This is a genomic window from Salinigranum salinum (genome assembly GCF_009176545.1).
GTDB lineage: Archaea > Halobacteriota > Halobacteria > Halobacteriales > Haloferacaceae > Salinigranum > Salinigranum salinum.
Genome location: NZ_VTOJ01000001.1, coordinates 750,179 through 769,437, shown reverse-complemented (window position 1 = coordinate 769,437; position 19,259 = coordinate 750,179). Strand labels below are relative to the sequence as shown.

General features: G+C 66.0%; 18 protein-coding genes and 2 tRNA genes. 8 read left to right on the top strand and 12 right to left on the bottom strand.

The features are described from left to right. Nucleotides 1-132 precede the first annotated feature (132 nt). The 3 genes from FZP69_RS03635 to FZP69_RS03625 all read right to left on the bottom strand — a co-directional run bounded on the left by FZP69_RS03635 (nt 133) and on the right by FZP69_RS03625 (nt 3,006). Nucleotides 133-2,064 (bottom strand): ABC transporter ATP-binding protein, encoded by a 1,932-nt coding sequence (locus tag FZP69_RS03635; RefSeq protein WP_152040004.1) that lies wholly within the window; start codon nt 2,062-2,064, stop codon nt 133-135. Nucleotides 2,065-2,136: 72 nt separating this feature from the next. Then, the gene (locus tag FZP69_RS03630; RefSeq protein ID WP_152040003.1) at nt 2,137-2,427 is read right to left on the bottom strand and encodes a DUF7538 family protein; all 291 of its coding nucleotides are present in this window, start codon (nt 2,425-2,427) and stop codon (nt 2,137-2,139) included. A gap of 60 nt (nt 2,428-2,487) precedes the next feature. Further along, nucleotides 2,488-3,006 (bottom strand): DUF192 domain-containing protein, encoded by a 519-nt coding sequence (locus tag FZP69_RS03625; protein WP_152040002.1) that lies wholly within the window; start codon nt 3,004-3,006, stop codon nt 2,488-2,490. A gap of 91 nt (nt 3,007-3,097) precedes the next feature. Here FZP69_RS03625 and FZP69_RS03620 point away from each other — a divergent pair. Beyond that, nucleotides 3,098-3,171: transfer RNA gene (locus tag FZP69_RS03620), tRNA-Val, on the top strand. A 273-nt stretch (nt 3,172-3,444) separates the two neighbouring features. On the opposite strand, the gene FZP69_RS03615 is transcribed toward FZP69_RS03620, so the two are convergent. After that, nucleotides 3,445-3,780 (bottom strand): cupin domain-containing protein, encoded by a 336-nt coding sequence (locus tag FZP69_RS03615; RefSeq protein WP_204959898.1) that lies wholly within the window; start codon nt 3,778-3,780, stop codon nt 3,445-3,447. Nucleotides 3,781-3,928: 148 nt separating this feature from the next. On the opposite strand from FZP69_RS03615, the gene FZP69_RS03610 reads away from it, so the two are divergent. Both FZP69_RS03610 and FZP69_RS22960 read left to right on the top strand, forming a co-directional pair. Next, nucleotides 3,929-4,002, top strand: a tRNA-Phe gene (locus FZP69_RS03610). Between the two features lie 1,113 nt (nt 4,003-5,115). Next, nucleotides 5,116-5,520 carry a CPBP family intramembrane glutamic endopeptidase gene (locus FZP69_RS22960; RefSeq protein WP_240137440.1) on the top strand — a complete coding sequence of 135 codons (405 nt, stop codon included), beginning with the start codon at nt 5,116-5,118 and terminating at the stop codon, nt 5,518-5,520. A gap of 178 nt (nt 5,521-5,698) precedes the next feature. Here FZP69_RS22960 and FZP69_RS03600 read toward each other — a convergent pair whose 3' ends face one another. Beyond that, entirely contained in the window at nt 5,699-6,130 is a 432-nt protein-coding gene (locus FZP69_RS03600) for an ester cyclase (RefSeq protein WP_152040001.1), read from the bottom strand. A gap of 453 nt (nt 6,131-6,583) precedes the next feature. On the opposite strand from FZP69_RS03600, the gene FZP69_RS03595 reads away from it, so the two are divergent. Beyond that, nucleotides 6,584-7,378: a hypothetical protein gene (locus FZP69_RS03595; protein ID WP_204959897.1), complete on the top strand. Its 795-nt coding sequence runs from the start codon at nt 6,584-6,586 to the stop codon at nt 7,376-7,378. A gap of 146 nt (nt 7,379-7,524) precedes the next feature. Here FZP69_RS03595 and FZP69_RS03590 read toward each other — a convergent pair whose 3' ends face one another. Further along, complete coding sequence (locus FZP69_RS03590) at nt 7,525-9,576, bottom strand: glycoside hydrolase family 15 protein (RefSeq protein ID WP_152040000.1); 2,052 nt, start codon at nt 9,574-9,576, stop codon at nt 7,525-7,527. A 244-nt stretch (nt 9,577-9,820) separates the two neighbouring features. Here FZP69_RS03590 and FZP69_RS03585 point away from each other — a divergent pair, with 244 nt between their 5' ends. Both FZP69_RS03585 and FZP69_RS03580 read left to right on the top strand, forming a co-directional pair. Next, on the top strand, nt 9,821-10,456 hold the full coding sequence (locus FZP69_RS03585) for a V-type ATP synthase subunit D (protein ID WP_240137439.1): 636 nt from the start codon (nt 9,821-9,823) through the stop codon (nt 10,454-10,456). A gap of 147 nt (nt 10,457-10,603) precedes the next feature. Continuing rightward, nucleotides 10,604-11,305, top strand: a complete 702-nt coding sequence (locus FZP69_RS03580) for a hypothetical protein (protein ID WP_204959895.1) — start codon at nt 10,604-10,606, stop codon at nt 11,303-11,305. Nucleotides 11,306-11,340: 35 nt separating this feature from the next. Here FZP69_RS03580 and FZP69_RS03575 read toward each other — a convergent pair whose 3' ends face one another. The 5 genes from FZP69_RS03575 to FZP69_RS03555 all read right to left on the bottom strand — a co-directional run bounded on the left by FZP69_RS03575 (nt 11,341) and on the right by FZP69_RS03555 (nt 15,964). Beyond that, a complete protein-coding gene (locus FZP69_RS03575; RefSeq protein ID WP_152039998.1) occupies nt 11,341-12,015 on the bottom strand; it encodes a hypothetical protein in 675 nt (224 codons plus the stop codon). 694 nt (nt 12,016-12,709) lie between these two features. Continuing rightward, nucleotides 12,710-13,231 (bottom strand): HXXEE domain-containing protein, encoded by a 522-nt coding sequence (locus tag FZP69_RS03570; protein ID WP_192918446.1) that lies wholly within the window; start codon nt 13,229-13,231, stop codon nt 12,710-12,712. 54 nt (nt 13,232-13,285) lie between these two features. Next, a complete protein-coding gene (locus tag FZP69_RS03565; protein ID WP_152039996.1) occupies nt 13,286-13,747 on the bottom strand; it encodes a hypothetical protein in 462 nt (153 codons plus the stop codon). 352 nt (nt 13,748-14,099) lie between these two features. After that, nucleotides 14,100-14,954 (bottom strand): DUF7537 family lipoprotein, encoded by an 855-nt coding sequence (locus FZP69_RS03560; protein WP_152039995.1) that lies wholly within the window; start codon nt 14,952-14,954, stop codon nt 14,100-14,102. A 143-nt stretch (nt 14,955-15,097) separates the two neighbouring features. Further along, nucleotides 15,098-15,964 (bottom strand): class I SAM-dependent methyltransferase, encoded by an 867-nt coding sequence (locus tag FZP69_RS03555; RefSeq protein ID WP_152039994.1) that lies wholly within the window; start codon nt 15,962-15,964, stop codon nt 15,098-15,100. Between the two features lie 172 nt (nt 15,965-16,136). Here FZP69_RS03555 and FZP69_RS03550 point away from each other — a divergent pair, with 172 nt between their 5' ends. Continuing rightward, nucleotides 16,137-17,321, top strand: a complete 1,185-nt coding sequence (locus tag FZP69_RS03550; RefSeq protein ID WP_152039993.1) for a DUF3179 domain-containing protein — start codon at nt 16,137-16,139, stop codon at nt 17,319-17,321. A 97-nt stretch (nt 17,322-17,418) separates the two neighbouring features. Here FZP69_RS03550 and FZP69_RS03545 read toward each other — a convergent pair whose 3' ends face one another. Further along, nucleotides 17,419-18,159: a DUF429 domain-containing protein gene (locus FZP69_RS03545; RefSeq protein WP_152039992.1), complete on the bottom strand. Its 741-nt coding sequence runs from the start codon at nt 18,157-18,159 to the stop codon at nt 17,419-17,421. Between the two features lie 109 nt (nt 18,160-18,268). Between FZP69_RS03545 and FZP69_RS03540 the strand changes: the two genes are divergently transcribed. Further along, nucleotides 18,269-19,252, top strand: coding sequence for a Gfo/Idh/MocA family protein (locus FZP69_RS03540; protein WP_152039991.1), 984 nt, complete (start codon nt 18,269-18,271; stop codon nt 19,250-19,252). The last annotated feature ends 7 nt before the right edge of the window (nt 19,253-19,259 follow it).

The following is a 19,259-nucleotide window of genomic DNA, read 5'->3' as shown; positions in this document are numbered from 1 at the left end:
GCGACGGAGTCGAACCGTCGATCGGGGGCGAACCGAACTCGGGGGCGAGCACGAGGGAACGATCCGCGCCGGTGGCTCCCCGTCGTGGCGTCGTTTCGAGCGTAGCGTCGGCCGTGACGGACGACAGACGGCTCAGTCGTCGTCGCCGTCGACTTCCACCCGGGCACCTCGCCCACGTGCCCGTTCGACGAACTCCTGTGGCAGGTCTTCGATCTCGCCCGCCTGGACGCCCCAGAGGTGTGCGTAGAGACCCTCGTCCGCGAGCAGTTCCTCGTGCGTGCCGCGTTCGACGACCCGCCCGTCTTCGACGACGACGATCCGATCGGCGTCCTTGATCGTCGACAGGCGGTGGGCGATGGCGAACGTCGTCCGATCCTCGGTCAATCTGTCGAGCGACCGCTGGATGAGCATCTCGGTCTCGGTGTCGACGTCCGAGGTCGCCTCGTCGAGGACGAGGATCGCGGGGTCACGGAGCACGGCGCGAGCGATCGCGACGCGCTGGCGCTGCCCGCCGGAGAGTTTGACCCCGCGCTCGCCGACCATCGTGTCGTAGCCGTCGGGGAGGTTCTCGACGAACTCGTGTGCCTCGGCGGCTTTCGCCGCCGACACGATCTCCTCGTCCGAGGCGTCGAACGTGCCGTAGGCGATGTTCTCCCTCACGGTGCCGTGGAAGAGGAAGGTGTCCTGGCTGACGTAGCCCATCGACCGTCTGAGACTCGACACGGAGACGTCGCGCAGGTCCTGCCCGTCGATCTCGACCGCACCCTCGTCGACGTCGTACAGTCGGAGGAGGAGTTTGAGGAGCGTCGACTTGCCCGCACCCGTCGGGCCGACGAGCGCGAGCGTGTCGCCGCCCTCGACGGTGAACGAGACGTCTTCGACCACGGGCGTCTCGTCGGTGTCGTAGCCGAAGGTGACGTCGTCGTACACGACGCGACCCTCCTCCACGACGAGGTCGGGGGCGTCCTCACGTTCGGGGATGCGGGCGGGTTCATCCATGAGACCGAAGACGCGCTCGGCGCTGGCGTAGGCCCGCTGGTACATGTTGATTATCTGCCCGAACTGGGCCAGCGGCCAGACGAACCGCTGGGTGAAGAGGACGAACACGACGAAGTCACCGGGAGAGAGCGTCCCGGTGAATATCCACGGCCCCGTCCCTTGGAAGACCCAGAAGCCACCGACGGTGAAGGTGAGGAGGAAACCGATGCCAGCCAGCACCCGCAGGCCGGGGAAGAAGACGATGCGCGTCTCGATGGCGTCCCAGTTGGCGTCGTAGTAGTCGAGCGAGACGCTCTCGACGCGGTCGGACTCGTACGACTCGGTGTTGGCGGCCTTGATCACCGAGATGCCACCCAGGTTGTTCTCCAGCCGGGAGTTCACCGTCCCGACCGCGGAGCGCACGGCGGCGTACTTCGGCTGGATGATCCTGATGAAGAGGTAGGTGAACACCGCGATGAGCGGGACGGGAAAGAGCGCGACGACCGCCAACTGCGGATTGAGCCAGAAGAGGACGCCGGCGATGCCGAGCACCATGATCCCCAGCCGGAAGGCGGAGTTCATGCCGTCGTTGAGGAAGCTTTCCAGCCGGTTCACGTCGTTCGAGAGGATCGACATCATCTCGCCGGTCTGCTTGTCGGCGAAAAAGGCCATGTTGAGCCGCTGCATCGACTCGTACGTGTCGACCCGCACCGCGTGCTGAACGTGCTGCGCGAAGCGGTTCCACCCCCAATTTCGGACGTAGTGGAGCACCGCCCCGCCGAAGAAGGCGAACGCGACGAGACCGATCGTGAGCCAGAACTGCGTCTCGGCGTCCTGCGGGAGCCACGCGGCGGGAACGAGCGGCAGGTCGTACGCTTTGTTGTCGAGGAAGACCGCGTCGATGGCCACTCCCAGGAGGAGCGGTGGGAGGAGGTCGAGGAGGCGGGCACCGACGCTAGCCGAGAGCCCGAGCGTGAACGAACCCGCGCGCTCGCGACCGTAGTCGAGGAACAGCCGGCGCATCGGGTTCTGCACGTTGTCCCGCTGTTGCTCGAACGGGTCGTCGTCGTCGAGACCGACGTCCATTACCGCTCATCAGGGGGCCGCGAGTAAAAGGGTTTCAGCCGCCGTCTCGGGGCGAGATCGGACGGAGCGCGGTCAGACGACGCGCGCCTCGATCGACGGGTCGATGCCCGCCTCGTCGAGATCGAGACGGACGCGTTCGCGGAGCGGGTCCGGGACGCTCTCGCGCCCCACGGGGACGGCGATCTCTTCGTCACCGTTCACCTTCCAGTAGAGGACGCAGTCGGAGGGTGCGTAGTACTCGACGCTGTAGCGGTCGCCGGCACCGCGGTAGTGGACGCGGGCGGCGAACCCCTCTGCCTGCCAGCCCTCCTGTGCGTCGAGCGCGTCGACGGCGTCGTCGACCGAGGGATCGGCGTCGGTCATGACACACCCAGCTACGGGTGCCACGACCAGAGCGTTTCGGTCTGGGCTTCGGCCCCCGCGTCACCCGACCGACTCGGGGACGACGACACGATCACCCGCGTCGAGACCCGTCTCGTTGGCGGTGCCCAGGGGGAGTTCGAGAACGTAGCGCCCCCGGCCACGGTAGCGCGTGAGATCCGACTCGCTCGTCCCCTCCGGTGGGAGCGTTGCGTGGTGGATCGTCGTGACCGTCCCGTTCGGCGCGACGAAGACGATGTCGAGCGGGAAGTCCATGTCGCGCATGACGTACGCGTACTGTCCCTCCTCCTCGTGGACGAACAACATCCCCTCGCGTGCGTCGAGCGACTCGGTCGCCGAGAGACCGAGGTAGCGCTTCTCGGGGGTGTCGGCGATCCGGACCCGAATCTCAGCCAGTGGCTCCCCCGAGGCGTCGACGAGTTCGACCGTCGTCCGGTCGTACTCGTCGTCCTCGGGCGGGTCGACGGTCGCGAACAGGCCCGACTGGACAACGACGACGCCGGCCGTCAGGACGATGAAGAGGACGGCGACGGCGAGCAGTTGTCGGGTGTCGACAGCCATGCGCAGAGGCAGGGCGGGGTCGGGTGTAAGGGTTCCGTCGTTCGACAGAATGGGAAACCGTTATTCGGTCGCATCGTGTTCGTCGGGGTACGGGCTCGTGGTCTAGCTGGTTATGACGCGGCCTTTACAAGGCCGAAATCGGTGGTTCGAATCCGCCCGAGCCCACTACTTCTGTGCGAGCGACAGCGAGCACGAAGTCGTGAACCGAGGGAGGATTCTGAACCCAGAGGACGAGCGAAGCGAAGTCCTAGTGGTTCGAATCCGCCCGAGCCCACTTCTACGCGGATCGCACGGCGAGCACCGCGGAGCGTGTGCGAGCCACGCCTGAAATCCGTAGTGCGTGGGTGACGGGGATTCCGAACCCGGCGAGGCCGAACGAAGTGAGGTCTCGGCTCGGTTCGAATCCGCCCGAGCCGACACCGAAGCGGGACGGCGGACTCACTCGGCCCCCATCCCCTCCGCGGGCGCGAAGAACACCAGCACCACCAGCTCCGTCTCGATGTCGACGAATCGGTGGTCGACGCCACGTTCGACGAAGACGACGTCGCCGGCCTCGACGCCTGTCGATTCGTCGGCGACCTCGATGGTCGCCCGGCCCGACACGACGTAGTACACTTCGTCCTCCGTGTGTGGTTCCTGTGGGTCGACGGCACCCGCGGGGAGACGGTAGACGCCGACGCTCAGCGAGTCGCGGCGCAGGAACTCGTGGTAGTGTGGGTCGTCGACATCGTCGGCCATGGAGTCGAGGAGTTCGGGGACGGCAGTGTGGTCCATGGACGTCAGTCGCTCCGTCAGAACGTAGCGTGCACGGGTCCCGTGCGGAACGCGGCTCCGTTGATTCGGGGACGACGCCGGAAAGCCGGCGAGAACGGTCGGGTCAATCCGAAATCCTTTTTTCTCCGATGGGCTTCGTCCCATACGCGCCGCCTTAGCTCAGACTGGGAGAGCACTCGACTGAAGATCGAGCTGTCCCCGGTTCAAATCCGGGAGGCGGCATTTTCCTGCGAACGACGTGAGCAGTGAAAACGCTCACGAGCGGATTTGAATCAGGGAGCGAACGCAGTGAGCGACCGTGGTTCATAATCCGGAGGCGACACTTCTCCCGCGAACGACGTGTGCAGTGAAGATGTCCACGACCGAGTTGAACCCGAGAAGACGAGCGACGACTCGTCGCCGCTCGGTTCAAATCGGCGGTCCCCAGTGGGGTCCCACCACTGTTCGTCGAGGCGATCGGTCCACAGGCACTGCTGTCGCACTTCGTCGACCTCGGTGTCGTCGTATCGGCGCTGATCGTTGCCGGGGGTGACTCTGGTGCCGACACCCATGGGGGTACGTCTTCGCCGGGGTTGCGCTGGTGTTCAGCGCATTACTCGCTCCGAAGATGGCGGGGACGACGGTCGCGTCGTTGGTCGGTGAATCGATGGCTTTCCTCCCGTCGCGCTCGCCTTCACCGTCCTTCCAGCGGCTACCGCGACGGTGCGTGCCGTCACGTATCTGCTCGCGATACCTAGTTCGGGCCCACCGGCGACCGACAGGCGGACCCAGCCCACGTGAGTTCCACCCGGATGCGGTCTGCTTGCAACGACGTGGGAACTGGCGATATCATTAAATATCCGACAATTGTGGGTGAGATATGCGAGAACCGGGGCACATATCACTCGGTGGGATGTCGATCTCGATCGGGAACCCGTGGATATTCTTCGGGGTGACCTACGCCGTTACGTGGACTTTCTTGCTGCTGGCGATCGCTCTGGACGTGAGTTTTCAGAGTGCCGAGGGCGTGGTATTGCAGTTGCTGGCACTGCTCGGCCCCGGGGCTGCCGGTATCGGATTCGTCTATCTCGTCTACGATGACCGGGGACGCGCGGACTTCTGGAATCGAATCAAACAGCCCCGCCGAATCGGCGTACGGTGGTTCCTGATCATCCTGCTAATCCCGGTCGGAGTGATGATCGTGGCTGCCGTGGGTGCGTCACTGCTGGGCGGTTCGGGAGCTGCCTGGGGTGAGGCCGTTCGAGATCTGAGTCGTAATCCACTGGTGATCCTGCCGACGCTGTTCTTCGCGACGCTCCCGCCGATCCTCGAAGAGTTCGGCTGGCGTGGGTACGGTTGGACCGGCTCCAGATGGACCGCTCGGCGCTCGGCGCCAGTGTACTGTTGGGCGTCGTCTGGGCGGTCTGGCACCTCCCGTTGTTCTTCGTCGAAGGGTCGTTTCAACGCGAGTTCGTCGGGTTCGCGACGCGGGGCTTCTGGCTGTTCATGATCGGCATCGTCGCGCTGTCGGTCATCTTCACGTGGGTGTACAACCATACCTCGCGGAGTATCCTCGGCATCATCATCCTGCACGGGTGGGTGAACTTCGTGTCCAACACCGTCGAGGTCGCGGACGAATACTACTACCCGGCCTGGGTCCTGACTGCAGTCCTCATCACGGTGATCTGGGGGGCGAAGACCCTGAGAAAGACCGGCGACGTACCACGTCCACTCCTGCCGACCGATACGTCCCGTGGCTGAACGACGACGTGTTCGCCTTGGAACTATTTGTCTCCGTTGAAACCCTCAGACCGTGACAAGTGTGGCGTGCGAGATACGGAGGGTGTGGTCAGCAACGCGAAGACAATCGTGACGAGGGGAAGGATAGCTCTCGAAGATGTCGGATGGGACAGTCAAAAACGTGGGCAGAACTCGGTCTTCAGAACGGGAGTTCGACGAGATCGAGTCCCTTGACCAGTCCCAGCATGTCCGTTCGGGGCCATTCGTCGGTGACCTGTCCGTTCTCGATACGGAACCACGCCGTGTTGGTCATCTCGATACGGTTCCCCGTCGCTGGGACGCCCAGCAGTTCTCCCGAGTGAGTCGCGGCCATCTCGAAGTCGTACGCTATCAGGTCGTCCTCTGCGAGACAGTGCAGTTCCGTCACTTCGATCTCGGAGAGACCCCCGAGGGTTGCCGCCAAGTATCCCTGGAGCGCCTCGTGACCCTCGACACTCCCCCGCAGGCCGCCGTGTCTGACTGCATCCGGCGCATAGAAGTCCGGCACTGCGTCGAACGCCTTCTGTTCGTAAATCGTTCGATAGAGTTCGCGAACGAGGTCCTTCTGTCCCGATGTATGGTGTTCACTCATGTTTACACCCCGTAGCGCTCCCTCCGGAAGCAGACGACTGACCGTCGTCTCCACGGAAGGAACGCTACCCGAGTTGTTGCTCTTTTTCCATTAAAAATATTACTACAGTGTGAGATCTGCCCCAACTACTGACCGACTCGCGCTCGATATTCAGCATGGTCTCGAGAGAAGATCAGAAATGAATATATTTCGACGGGGCCAACGGTTTCTCGTCGGGGATTGACGTTCGGGAAGACACGGTGAACCCAGGTGTCTCTCACTGATCTGCGCCCTGGGTCAGCATGGCCGCTCCCTACCGGAGGGGTTCTCTCTGGACTCGACCGTGAGTCCCGTGCATCTCGTTGGTCGAGTGGAACGGTCGGCTGGTCCGAGACTACGTTCGCCCACAATATTCCCGCCAATGTGGAACCAGAATACTGTTATTAGTTTCCTGTCAACTCATCTATACACGCTATGCCGATCAACATCGAAACCGTTCTGAAAAAGGGTATCAACCGCACCGTCGCCCGGAACGGGCTGCTGCTCGCGGCCGTCCTCTACGTCGTCTCGACAGTCAACGCGATCGTCGGCCTCGGCGTCCAGCAGTGGGTAGCGAACCGTGGTGTGTTCCCGATGGGCGTCCCGTTCTCGAGAGGGATGGACGCTGAGATCTCACGGGAGATGGGCGCTGCGCTCTTCGCCATCCCTCCGAGCGTGGGCGCCGTCGTCTCCCTCCTCGCGGGCCTGGCAACCATCGTACTCTCCATCGGTGCGCTCCGCACCTTCGTGAGCGACGAGACCGAGCGCCTGCCACGAGAACACTTCACACAGAACGTGGTGTGGCCGGGGCTGAACTTCCTCGTCGGCACCATCGTCTTTGGACTCGTTGTCGCGCTCGGCTTCGTCTTCCTCGTCATCCCAGGGGTCTTCTTGCTCGTCGCGCTCGCGTTCTGGACGGTCTACGTCGCCGTCGAGGACGAGAACTTCGTCGCGGCCATGCAGGACAGCTGGGGACTGACCCGCGGGCACCGCCTGCGGCTCTTCCTCCTCGGGGTCGCCGTCGCGGTCGTCGCCATCGTCGTGAGCGCCATCTTCGGCGTTGCAGGGATCGTCGGCGGCGTCGTCGGCGTCGTCGTCACCCAGATCGGGAGTGCACTGACGACGGTCTTCACGCTCGCGACGCTCGCCGCGGCGTACGAGCAGCTCGTCGCGCTCCCCGCCGAGGAGCCGCCGGTCACGACCGATACTGGGACTGCCACCTCCGCGTAGGAGACGCAGCAGCGCCCGAACCGTTCCCGCCGAACCGACTACCGTGTAGACCCGGATGGAACAGACAGCCGGTGTGTAGAGAGACCGTGGCTGTGGTCCGCTGCGCCCCACAGTCGGGACTCCTCGGCTTTCGGGGCGGACGGGATTCAACCACGCGGCGCGAAACCGAACGGCTCACCACGAGCGTGACTCTCGACGAGGAGGACGTACGTCGCCTGACTCCACTGGAGGTTCGAGTTCCACCGCACCGCCCCGCCGCCGTCCACACGTTCGGGGAGCAGTCCTGCGGTCGTTCGCCACGTCTGGCTGTGGTCGAAGACGTGGTCTGCGACCGCGGTCTCGTCGACGCCTGCCTGCCAGCGCACCACGTCCGCGTACGCCTCGCAGAGCGGCCAGCCGCCGTCTTCGACCGCTCCCGTTGGGGTGTAATCGTCGCCAGGATAGCGACCGACACAGGGGCTTCTGTCTGCGCGCCACGAAGGGTCGTCGGCGTGCGCGACCGTCGAACACATCGCCTCGCTGTCGGCGTCGACGACGTTCCACGGCCAGTACGCCATGAACGCCGCCGCGTCCGGTCGCTCGTCGGCAGGAGGGTTGTCCGCCCACTCGGGACTCGTGGCGGTAACGTAGTGATCACCCAGGAAGCCACCGCGGACGAAACAGTACTCGTCGAAGTTGTCGGCCCACGTCGCCGCCAGGTCGCGACAGTCGGCGGCGTACGCGGTGTCTCCCACCGCATCAGCCAGTTCGGCCATCGACCGCAGGCCGGCGATGGCTGCGGCACTGCCTTCAGTCGAATAGCCCCAGATCTCCTCCCAGGGGTCCTGATGCCGTTTCGGGAAGCCGTCGTCGTCCCACGCGAGGAGGAAGTCGGCCGCACGCCGACTCATGTCGTAGTAGGCGTCGAGGAGCGAGTCGTCGCCGGTCTCACGCCAGCAGAGCCAGTGGGCGTAGATGGGGCCACCGACCTGGTCGAGCTGGAGCGCACGCCAGTGTGGTTCCCAGTTCGCGTAGTAGTTCTGCCACCACGTCCCGTGGCGGTCGATCCCCCGACTGTCAGTCACGTCCTCGGTGATCTGTGCGTGGGAGAGCCAGTCGAGCGCCTCCCGTGCTTCGACGTGCGCCCCGACCGAGAGGAACGCCTGGATGATGACGACGAGGTCGCGCGGCCAGACGAACCGGTAGGCGAACTGCTGAGGTTTGAACGCCCCGGCGACGATGCCGCCTCGACGGTCTTGGGCGCACTTCATACTCGTCAGCGAGAGCTCGTACGTTTCGGTGGCGAACGCATCGTCGACCGGACAGCCCGTGCAGTTGTCGTGCCAGCTCTCCCAGACGGCCGAAAACATCGACTGCTCCGCGCGATAGCCGTTCCACAGCGTCCGCAACGCGTGTTCGACCGCCTCCAGTTCGCTCTCACCGAACCCCACGGCGGTGAACCAGGTCACGTCGGTCGCGTCGTCGACGAAGAGTCCGAACCCGGCGTCGACCTTTCCCCGGAGGTGATCGTTGTCGTCGATGTACCCGTCGCTCTCGACGTAGATGTCCTGCCAGGCGCTCCTGTCGGGACCGGTCGTGACGCCCTGCTGTCCGACGCGCCGGCCGTCGAACGTGGTCTGCCCGGTCGAAGGGCGGCGCTGGGCGATGGCGAGGTACCGGTCGGCGTCGTGAGCCACGACGAAATCGTAGCCGTGGTCGTGAACGACGTACGCCTCGTCGACGTCGTCGCTTCCGGCACCGTCGACGATGCCGAGACCGAACAGCGTGTAGACCGTCCGCGTCGACGGCGCGGAGAACTGCGCACGGTTGCGGACGAAGAGTGCGGCCGTGTCGACGCTCACGAGGACGTCTTGGTCGAGTGTCGCGGTCGAGCCGTCCGAGAACTCGAACGCGTTGTGGAGTTGAATCTCCGGGACGCGACTGGACTCGTAGGTGACGTCGCTCTCGACGGCGTCGTTCCGCACGTCGAGGGTCTGGCCGACGCCGGCGTCCCACAACAGCGTGTGCATGTCGTAGAACTGCTCGACGTCGAGCCGGAAGGCCGAGGTCTCCTCGATGAGCGCGCCGTTCCAGCCGAGCCGTCCCACACTGGGATACTTGTTGACCGTCGCCAGGACTTCGGTCCCGTTCCCGAGTGGTGCGCTGACGATGGCGTCTTTGTCGCTCGGTCGAAGGGCGACGAACTCCTCGATACTCATTCGGACGGGCCAACACCCGACAGTGGCATAACAGTTCGCGCGTCGCTCGCCGGCGCGGGACACGTCCCGGCGAAGGTAACGAACAGTGAAAGCGGACGCCCGTCGAGACTCTACCCGGCGTGGGACCTGAACACGCTGGGACCACGTCGCAACGCAGTTCATCAACTCCGATTGTCGAGACCAACGTATTTCCAGTCACCCGCCGATGGCAACGCATACGATGTCACACCGGCGGCACAGTCGCGTGGTACCGACGCACCACGAACTGATCTCGATCAGGGAGCAGCTCGACGTCGCCCGGAAGGGCGAACACGTTCTGGAACGCCGCCGTGACGGTCTCGTCTTCGTCCTCCTCGACCTGATCGATCGATGGCGGGTCCTCCAATCGCGGCTCGACGAACAGTTCCGGGAGGCGAACGAGCTCCACGTCACGGCGATGGAACGAGAGGGGGATATCGGTCTGCGAGAACTGGCCAACGTGAGAGCGACCCGTCCCGAACTCATCGTCGGTGAGACGAAACTGCTCGGCATGGACATTCCCCGCATTCTCTCGGCGTACATCACGACGCCAGTCGTCGAGCGTGGGTACGGCGTTGTCGGGACGAGTGCTCTCGACGACGAACTCGTCTCGTCGTACGAAGCGCTCCTCGAACTGGTCGTCCGGATCGCCGAGATACGAGCGGTCCTGTCGCAACTCCTCGCGGAGGTTCGCCGCCTTCGCATCCGTGTCAACTACCTCACTCATCGTCTCATACCTGATCTCGAATCGGACCGAGACTACGTCCAGCGGTACCTCGCAGAGCGGGAGCGAGAGGAACGGTACCGACAGCTGCGCGTAAAGAGACTGAGAGAGAAACGGAAGGACCAACACCGACGGTGACGAGCAGTTCGTCGCGCTCCTTTCCGGGGACCCGACTGTCGCGACGGAGAGCGATAGCGAGACGTCGGCCCCTGCCAGCCGTTCCGTCGATGAGAGAGCAGATATTATTCCGACAGGCCGCGATGGACCACGCAGGAGGACACCGCAGTGAGTGAGACGAAGAGCGCGGACAGCCCGACCGAATCGACCAGTCGGCGAGAGGGTGTCCGGCTCGCCGCTCTGACGACAGGAGCGCTCTTGCTGGTCTATCACCGCTTCGTCCGTCCGTGGCATCTCGAGTGGGGAGCCACGGACGAAGAGATCGAGCGACGACTGCCGGGAGACGACATCGTGCCGACCGCGAGCAGCGAGACGACCCGTGCAGTCACGGTCGAAGCCCCCTGCGAGGAGGTGTGGCCGTGGCTCGTACAACTCGGCCAGGGTCGGGGTGGGTTCTACAGCTACAGTTGGCTGGAGAACCTGGCCGGAGCGGACATCCACAACGTCGACCGGATCGTCCCCGAGTTACAGGGGCTGGAGGTGGGCGACACGATCCGGATGACCACGGAGGACTACTGGCTCCAGAGTTCGCTCACGACGATGACCGTCGAACGCATCGATCCGGGCCGAACGCTCGTCCTCCAAGGGTACGACGGTGGGACGTGGACGTTCCACCTCGATCCGATCGACGCGGAGACGACCCGGTTCGTCGTGCGCGGACGAACACCAGAGAACCAGTCGTTCGTCGACCGTGTTGTTCGGTATCTCGTGTACGAGCTTCCGCACTTCGTCATGGAACGCGGCATGATGCGCGGGATCAAAGCGCGGGCCGAACGCCCCGGTCACGTCGGGGACGCCGTTTCGGAGTGAGGGGTTCCTCACTCTTCGATCCGGAGGAGGTCTCCTCATCCTTCGACAGTGCCGCGTTGCCGTCGGAAGTGCACGGCGACGAGGAACGTCGAGACGGGGACGGCGACGACCCACAGCCCCGCCAGTGGGAGAAATCCCGGATCGACGAAGTACGTGAGAAAGACGGGGATCGTGACGATGCCGTTGGCGACGAAGAACCGACGGATCCACCGTGGCAGTCCACCACCAGTAAACACCGGAGCAACGGCCAGCGTCGCCAGCCCCAGAAACAGGTACCCCAGGCCGTCGACGGCCTGAAGGAACGTCCCGAAGGTATCTGCGAGTAGCACCGTCTCGCTCTCACTCAACGTTCCGCGCCGGGCTTTCGGGAGGTAGACAAACAGCTGGACGACGTACATGATCGACACCTGCGACGCGTAGAGGACCGCGAACGCCACTCCCGTGAAACTCCAGACTCGCTGGTTCCCGGACACCGTGTGGTGGATGCTACTCATCATGACCACGACGGTAACGGCGAGCATCAGCGACGATGCGTAGATCAACCGAACGCCGAGCAGCTGCGGGATCGCATCCACCAACTCCAGCAATGTCGCGACCGAGAAGACGGTGGCGCTCACTGCTGCGAGTAGTGCCGACCAGAATCCGAGCCGGTTGATCGGGTCTCGACTCCACGTGTGAAACAGTCGGTCGAACGGAAGCGGAGTTGTCATCACAACGGTCAGGATGCCTGCACATAACTCAATAAGCGTATCTCGAGACCGCTCGGACGGTCGTGTGCGACACGCGAACGCTGCGCTCACTGGCTGAATCGGTCGACGGCTTACTGTCCCCGGTGGTCGGTTGTCAGGTTCGACGTCGGGTGACGCCTCGGTGCACCGATCGGCGGCGAACTCACGAACGACTCTCGTATAGGTGCCCGGCCGTTCGAGGTTCACCGGGTATCCGGCGTTACTGATTACGACCACAGAGACGTCGGACAACTCGGCGCTCCATTCGACCGCTGCCGGCCTGTTGATGCGGTCGTTCTCGCTGTTCACCAGGAGTACTGGACCCGGGTACGCCACGAGCCGTTCCTGAGCGTCCCTCTCGACGAATGCCAGCCCAACCTGGCCCTACGCGTCGAACGAGAGACTCGCGTTCAGAACCGAGTCGACAGCCACCCTGAAACGGAACGGTTCGTCGGCCCTCGTTCCGTGCTCAGGAGGGTCGGGAGCGACAGTCCGATAGCTATCCGAGAGTGGCTCGAGCTGCGGGAGTCACGTCCTCCGCGAGATGCCCGCACCGTGGACGAAGACGATGACGGGCGTGTCAATCGAGCCACGGCGTTCGGCTGCCGTCGTCGGTCGTCGTTCGTTGGACGGAGCTGAAACGTGTTTCTCCAGTCGAAATCGCACTAACCAGTTATCAGAGCCATCGGTCGATCCGTTTTGAAAGCTCGCTCGCGCCGACGACGATCGGAACGAAGAGTACGAGTCCGAGGAGCCCTGTCGCGACGACGGTCCCGGCGTCGACGAACTGGACGGAGAGGAGTCGCCAGTAGAGGGAGAGAGACACTGGAATCACGACGAGACCGGCGGTGACGAGTCCGGGCGTGTAGCCACGGAACACGACCGACTGCCCGACGTGGACGAACGCGTGGAGGAAGTAGCCGCCGAGTATCGTGGTGTAGATCCGGATCCCGAGACCGGTCGGGTCTGACACTCCGGCAACGGTCGCGCCGACGACGACACAGCCGACGAGCGTGACGGCGATAGTGAACCGCCGTCGTGTCGATGCGACCACCCCGACGAGCCGACGCTGCACTGGTGTCAGGTCGTCGTTCCCTCGTGGCTCCCATCGACGAGACCACCCCTCGATCGTAGCGATTTCTTCGAGATCGTGGGTCAGCCAGCTCACGGGGAGCAGCCACAGCACCAGTACGTTCATCGAAGTCGTCATCAGGTGGTTGGTGGGTAGCCGTCTCTCACGACACGGACTCGTTCAGCCGAACGGCTCTGTCGTATCGCGCCGTCGCCAGAGGGCGATACCGACCGTTACGAGCGCTAGCAACGAGAACGTGACGAGAGAGAGGACCACCGGTTCGAGCCCACCGGAGAGCCCGAACGCCGAGAGCCGTCCGAGAGACGGCACGAAGCCGTGGACGAGCACCGGATCGCCGTCGGTAAGCGCGTCGGCCCTTGCCCGGAAATCCGCGTCCACGGCCCACAGAGTCGGGTCATGGTACGGCTCACTACCGACCGGCGCCTCCGATTCACCGTCCCCGCGCAGGTCGGACGCGACCAGCCGTAGGTCGTCGGGCGGGTCGCTCTCGAACGGCGTGCGCCAGGGGAGTCGTGACTGCGAGTAGCCGCGAACGAGGACGACCGACGCAACGGCGGTCGGACCAACCGCGGCGACCTGTAGCCCGGTTCCTCCGCCCCCGCTGACCGCGTGGGTGTCCATGTCGTGCGGTTGTGTCACCGGTGAGAAATACGTTAGTGAGCGGGGATCGGACAGATATAGCCCTCGTCCCCGTCGCCCGTGCTCCGGCGTCGAGAGACCGCGAGAAGGAACTGTCCGCGGGCAGACGGTATCTCTCGAACAGCGCACGACGGGGTGGCCGGCGATGACACGGACTCACGAGACGTTCGACCGGTGTTACGGGGAGGGCATGGAGCCGTTCGTCGAGTCGGCGACCTCTCGCCGATCACGCCCGCGATCCGGGCGACTCGTCGAGAGCCGGGCGCGACCCGAGTGTGCGAGTGGGCGTCGACGACGCATTGACGGTCGAGCGACCGTCGACGGGGTATCCTGGCTATCCCTGCGACTGGGCCTCGGCCTCGGCCAGCCACTCGGGATCGTCGACGGTGGTCGAACCGACCTTCGTGAGCGAGTACTCCCACTCGCCGCGGACGGTCTGTCCGTCCGTCGTCTCTCCCGAGAACGACCACGACTCGAAGCGCGAGAGGCCGTCCTCGTCGACGAGGACGACGTAACGGAAGTCGGTGATCTCGACGTTGCTCGAGCCGGCGGCGACGCCCGCCGCGGAACCGGCGCGGATGAGTTGGGAGTCGGCTCTGGTGAGTTCGTAGCGCTGGACGGAGACGCCGTCGAACGTCTCGGTCCCCTCGAACGCCATGTTCTCGTCGGACCCGTACGCACGCGCCTGGGAGAAGGCGATCGCGGTGGCGACGACGTCGGTGGACTCCTGTTCGTACGAGAAGTACGTGGGCGACTCCTCCGAGCCCGATCGGACGTGAGTGACGCCGTCGGCGAAGAACTGTTGCATGGTCCCGCTGTCGCTCTGTCCGTCCTGCATCGACGAGATGACCGTGAGCGTGCGTCCGGACTCGAGGTCCGCGTAGAACTCGCGGCTGACGTCGGTCTCGGAGCCGCTCTGGTCGACGCCGCTGTACCTCCAGACGACGGTGAAGCTGCCGGCCTCGCGGAGCGCCGCCTCGGTGTCGGCCAGTTCTAGATCGTCGCTCCCGGCGTTGCCTGCACTGTCCGCGCCGACATCGCTGCCGCCATCACCACCGTCGCCCGACTGACTCCCTCCGGCCGTCCCCCCGCTGGCGTCCGCCTCGGCGTCGCCACCCCCACCGCCGACACAGCCAGCGGTCACCATCAGCAACGCGATCGTCAGAACGAGGAATCTGCTCCCTAGCATGACAACTGTATGTTACGTACGGATATAAAGTAAGACGGTCCCACGGTAACGTGGCTCACGCGTGGGGGGTCTGCGGGGACGATCCAGCCCGTTCACTCCGACAGACCTGTCTGGCGGGAGCATCCGACAGGCGAGCGGGCCGTTCAGTACCGATCCGCGTGGGTGGGCGGGTCGGACGCGGCGGCGAACACCACCTGGTGGACGTTCATCGGCCAGACACCGAGCGGATCGCGCGTCCCCTCGTCGACGAACGGTTCCTCGAACAGCTCGTGCCGCTCGACGGGGTCGAACCCGCGGGTCGCTAGCCGGTCGGCGAGGTCCGGTCGTGGCGTGAGACCGGGGTAGTCGTCGAGCAGGTCACGGAGGTAGACGCCGTGGGCCGTGAGGCGTGTCAGTTCGTCGAGCACCGTCTCGGCGTGCTCGTCACGGAGCACCTCGAACAGCCCGATCGCGAGGGTGTGATCGAAGAAGTCGTCGCCGTAGTCGAGACCGTCGACCGCGTCGCCGGTCTCGAAGCGGAGCGTGATCTTCTCGTGGGGCGAGCGGGCGTGCCGCCGGGCGTTCTCGACGCGCGACGCGGAGAGGTCGACGCCGACGATCTCCAGCGGGTAGCCGTCGTAGTCGGCACTCAGCCACCGCCCGGCGACGAAGTCGGCCACGCGCTGCGTCTGGTCGCCGTCGCCACAGCCGAGATCGAGGATCCGCGACGTGCCGGGGGCGGCGAACGTACCCCAGCCGACCGGGGGCTGGAACCAGGCCTTCCGCCGTTTCAGGTACGTCCACTTGGTCCGGTCGATGGGACGGTCCATCGTCCGGTAGTACGACTGGCTGTCCTCGACGAACGCGGGGGCGGCGTTCTCCACCTGTTCGCGGCGCGCGCGTCGGTGACGGTCGTTCGACGCGCGCCGCGCCGCGCGCTCTGTGGAGTAGTCGTCCAGCGCCGCACACGGGTCGTCGACGAGTCCCCACTCGGTCAGCGCGTCGAAGTCGTCGGCCGTGGGTATCTGCATGCCTGCCCCGTGGAGAGCCGCCGCGATGACTGTTGGGGCGGGCAGCCTGGACACGGGGCGAGGTCCTCGGCGAGCGGACACGGGGCGACTCCCTCAACGTAACCGTCGCGGTCGTGCACGGGCTCGACCACTCGGCCGGCCACGTTTTGCGTGTGCGCCCACTCCGAAGCATATGGAACGGCGACGGTACCTGGAGGCGCTCGCGATCGCCGGGGGCGCGGTCGCCGGCTGTCTCGGCCGCGCCGGTCGGGACGACGGGAGCGAGCGCTCGGCGACCGCCACGGCGACGCGGACGCCGCGACCGACCCGCGTCGGCGACGTCACGCTCCCGGTGCCGACGACCGACATGCTCGCGGCGGTCCACCGCGACCACATCCCCGCGATCACCGACCCGGCGTTCGCCGCCGACTGGGGCGACCTGTCCCTTCCGACCGAGTCCGCGGCGGAGACGACCCGACTGCCCGACGACGCCCCGGTCGTCGGCGTCGAGCGCGGTGGCGAGGCGCGCGCGTACCCCCTCCGGATCCTCGACTGGCACGAGGTCGTCAACGACACGTTCGACGGCCCGTTGCTCGTGACGTACTGCGTCCAGTGCGGGAGCGCGGTCGTCGCCGAGCGGACGGTCGGCGGGTGCCCCACACGATTCGGCGTCTCGGGCTACCTCTGGCGCTCGGATCCCGTGCTCTACGACGGCGAGACCGACAGCCTCTGGAGTCAGTTGCTGGCGACGGCGATCAACGGCCCGGCGACCGGCGAGCGCCTGCGGGTCCTGCCGTCGACGCTGACGACCTGGAAACAGTGGCGGACGGACCACCCCACGACGAGCGTGTTGCTCCCGCCGCCGGCGTCGAACACCGTCCGCGGCCGCAACGCGCAGTACGACTACTTCAGCCCGAAGTACGACTACGACGACGCGGTGCTCATCGGGTACACGGGTGACGGCGACCGACTCCACCCGCAGGAGCTCGTCGTGGGGGTCGAACACGGCGGGGTGGCGCGTGCGTATCCGGCGCGGGTGGTCGCCGCGGCGGGGACGGGCAGGGACCCCGACGGCACCGACGAAGCGACCGGTGTCGTCACCGACACGGTCGGGGGGCGTCCCGTGGTCGTGGCGACCGCGCCGGGTGACACGCTCGTGGCGTACGACCGCCGGATCGACGGGAAGGTCCGCGAGTTCGTCGGCGACGGCGACAGCCACCTGCGAGCGGGCGGATCGCGCTGGCAGCGGAGCACGGGCGTCGCCGTCGACGGCCCCTTCGAGGGCACGACGCTCAGGCGGGCGAACGACCTGCCGCCGCTGTTCTGGCTCGGCTGGTCGAAGTTCCACCCGGAGACGACCGTCTACGGGGTCGAGTAGCCCGGTCACGGCGGTCCCTGCGGTCGCCGCGGTTGCGAAACGCCGGAGTGAGACGCTCGGCTGAGTGCCGGACGGGGACGTTCGGCTGACGGGGAGATTACACGAGCGGTTCCGACGCCCGGTACCACATACACATCGGGAACCCCTCGGCATCCGTCGGCGGGTCCGACGGGAGCGAGCGGAGCGTCCCGGGACCGGGCCGGGCGGTGTAGGCGAGCACCACCGCGTCGAGGACGTCCGCGACAGCGACGTCGGCACCGTCGGTCGCCTCGGCGACGGCCTGGACCGTCACCGGGCCGTCCGGATCGTACTCGGCGAGCGTCCGGAGACGTTCGGCGTAGCCGCCGGCGATGTCGCGCGGGTGCGCCATCGGCTCTCCCGCGAACGCCCGGAAGCAGACCTCCGGGTGGGATTCGGCGACGGCGTCGCGCGCCTCGGGGAGTTCCTGGAGGAGTTCGTCGACGGCGGCGATTGCCTCGCTCGTCTCGAACGCCGCCCGCGAGAGGTCGCGTCCGGTCTTGCGTTCGTGGGTCCGGCTGGCGGCGGGGAAGCGGCGCTTCAGCGTCGCCTCGCGGACCGGGGGGCGGAACACCGTCTCCCGTCGCTCTCCGAGGACGTCCCGGGCCAGCGAGTCACACTGCCGTCCCTCGCTCCCCTCCTCCACCAGGCCGATCGGGACGTCGACGAGGAGCCGTTCGACCGTCTCCTCGTATCGGAGCCAGACGTCGCCGATGCCGTCGAAGACGCCCGCGTGGTCGAACGTCTCCCCCTCGAACACGACGGCGAGCCACGGTCCGGAACACCAGACAGCCCCCACGAACAGCCGGTCGTCGGTCATCGTGAGAGCGTCGGCGACGCACGGTGAAAAGCGTGATTGGAACCCGGGGCCCGAGAGGGGACGCTCGCCGCCCGGACGACTTTTCTCCCCCTCGGGGGACAGTACCGCCATGCGCTTCGGCATCATCAGCACGGCCGCCATCGGTCTCGACGCCGTGCTCCCCGCCGTCGAGACGAGCGAGCACACCGTTCTCGGGATCGCGTCGCGCGATGCGACCACCGCCGAACGGGTGGCCCGAGAACACGACGTCCCGCGGGCGTACGGGAGCTACGAGGAGCTCCTCGCGGACGACGAGATCGACGCGGTGTACAACCCGTTGCCGAACAGCCTCCACGCGGAGTGGTCGATGCGTGCGGCCGACCACGGGAAGCACGTGCTCTGCGAGAAGCCGCTGACCGCGGACGCGGCGGAGGCGCGGGCGCTGTTCGACCACTGCGAGGACCGGGGCGTGACGCTGATGGAGGCGTTCATGTACCGGTACCACCCTCGAACCGTGCGCGCCGTCGAGATCGTCGAGCGGGAGCTCGGCACGGTCCGGAGCGTCGACGCCGCGTTCTCGATCCTGTTCGAGGACACGGACGACATCCGGTACGACCCCGACCTCGCGGGGGGGAGCCTCATGGACGTCGGCAGCTACGCGGTCAACGCGACGCGGCTGTTCCTGGGTGGCCCCGAGGAGGTGTCGGCACACACGACGGACACGCAGGGGTGTGGCGTCGACACCGGCGTCGCCGCGACGCTGGCGTACGACGGGGCGACCGCACGGATCGCCGCGGGCTTCGATCGGACCGAGAGCCAGTACTACCGGGTCGAGACGACCGACGGCTGGCTCCACGCCGAACCGGCGTTCGGCGTCGATCCCGACGAGCGGGTCACACTGGAGTGGTGCGTCGACGGTCGGACCGTCGTCGAGGCGTTCGAGCCGGTCGATCAGTACCGGCACCAGATCGACGGATTCGCCGACGCGGTCGCGACGGGACGCGAACCGCGGGTGACGCGGGCGGAGTCGGTCGGAAATATGCGGACCATCGACGCGATCGCCGAGAGCGCGGCGACGGGGCGAGCGGTAGAAGTCGCGGGCGGAGAGGGTTGACGAGCGT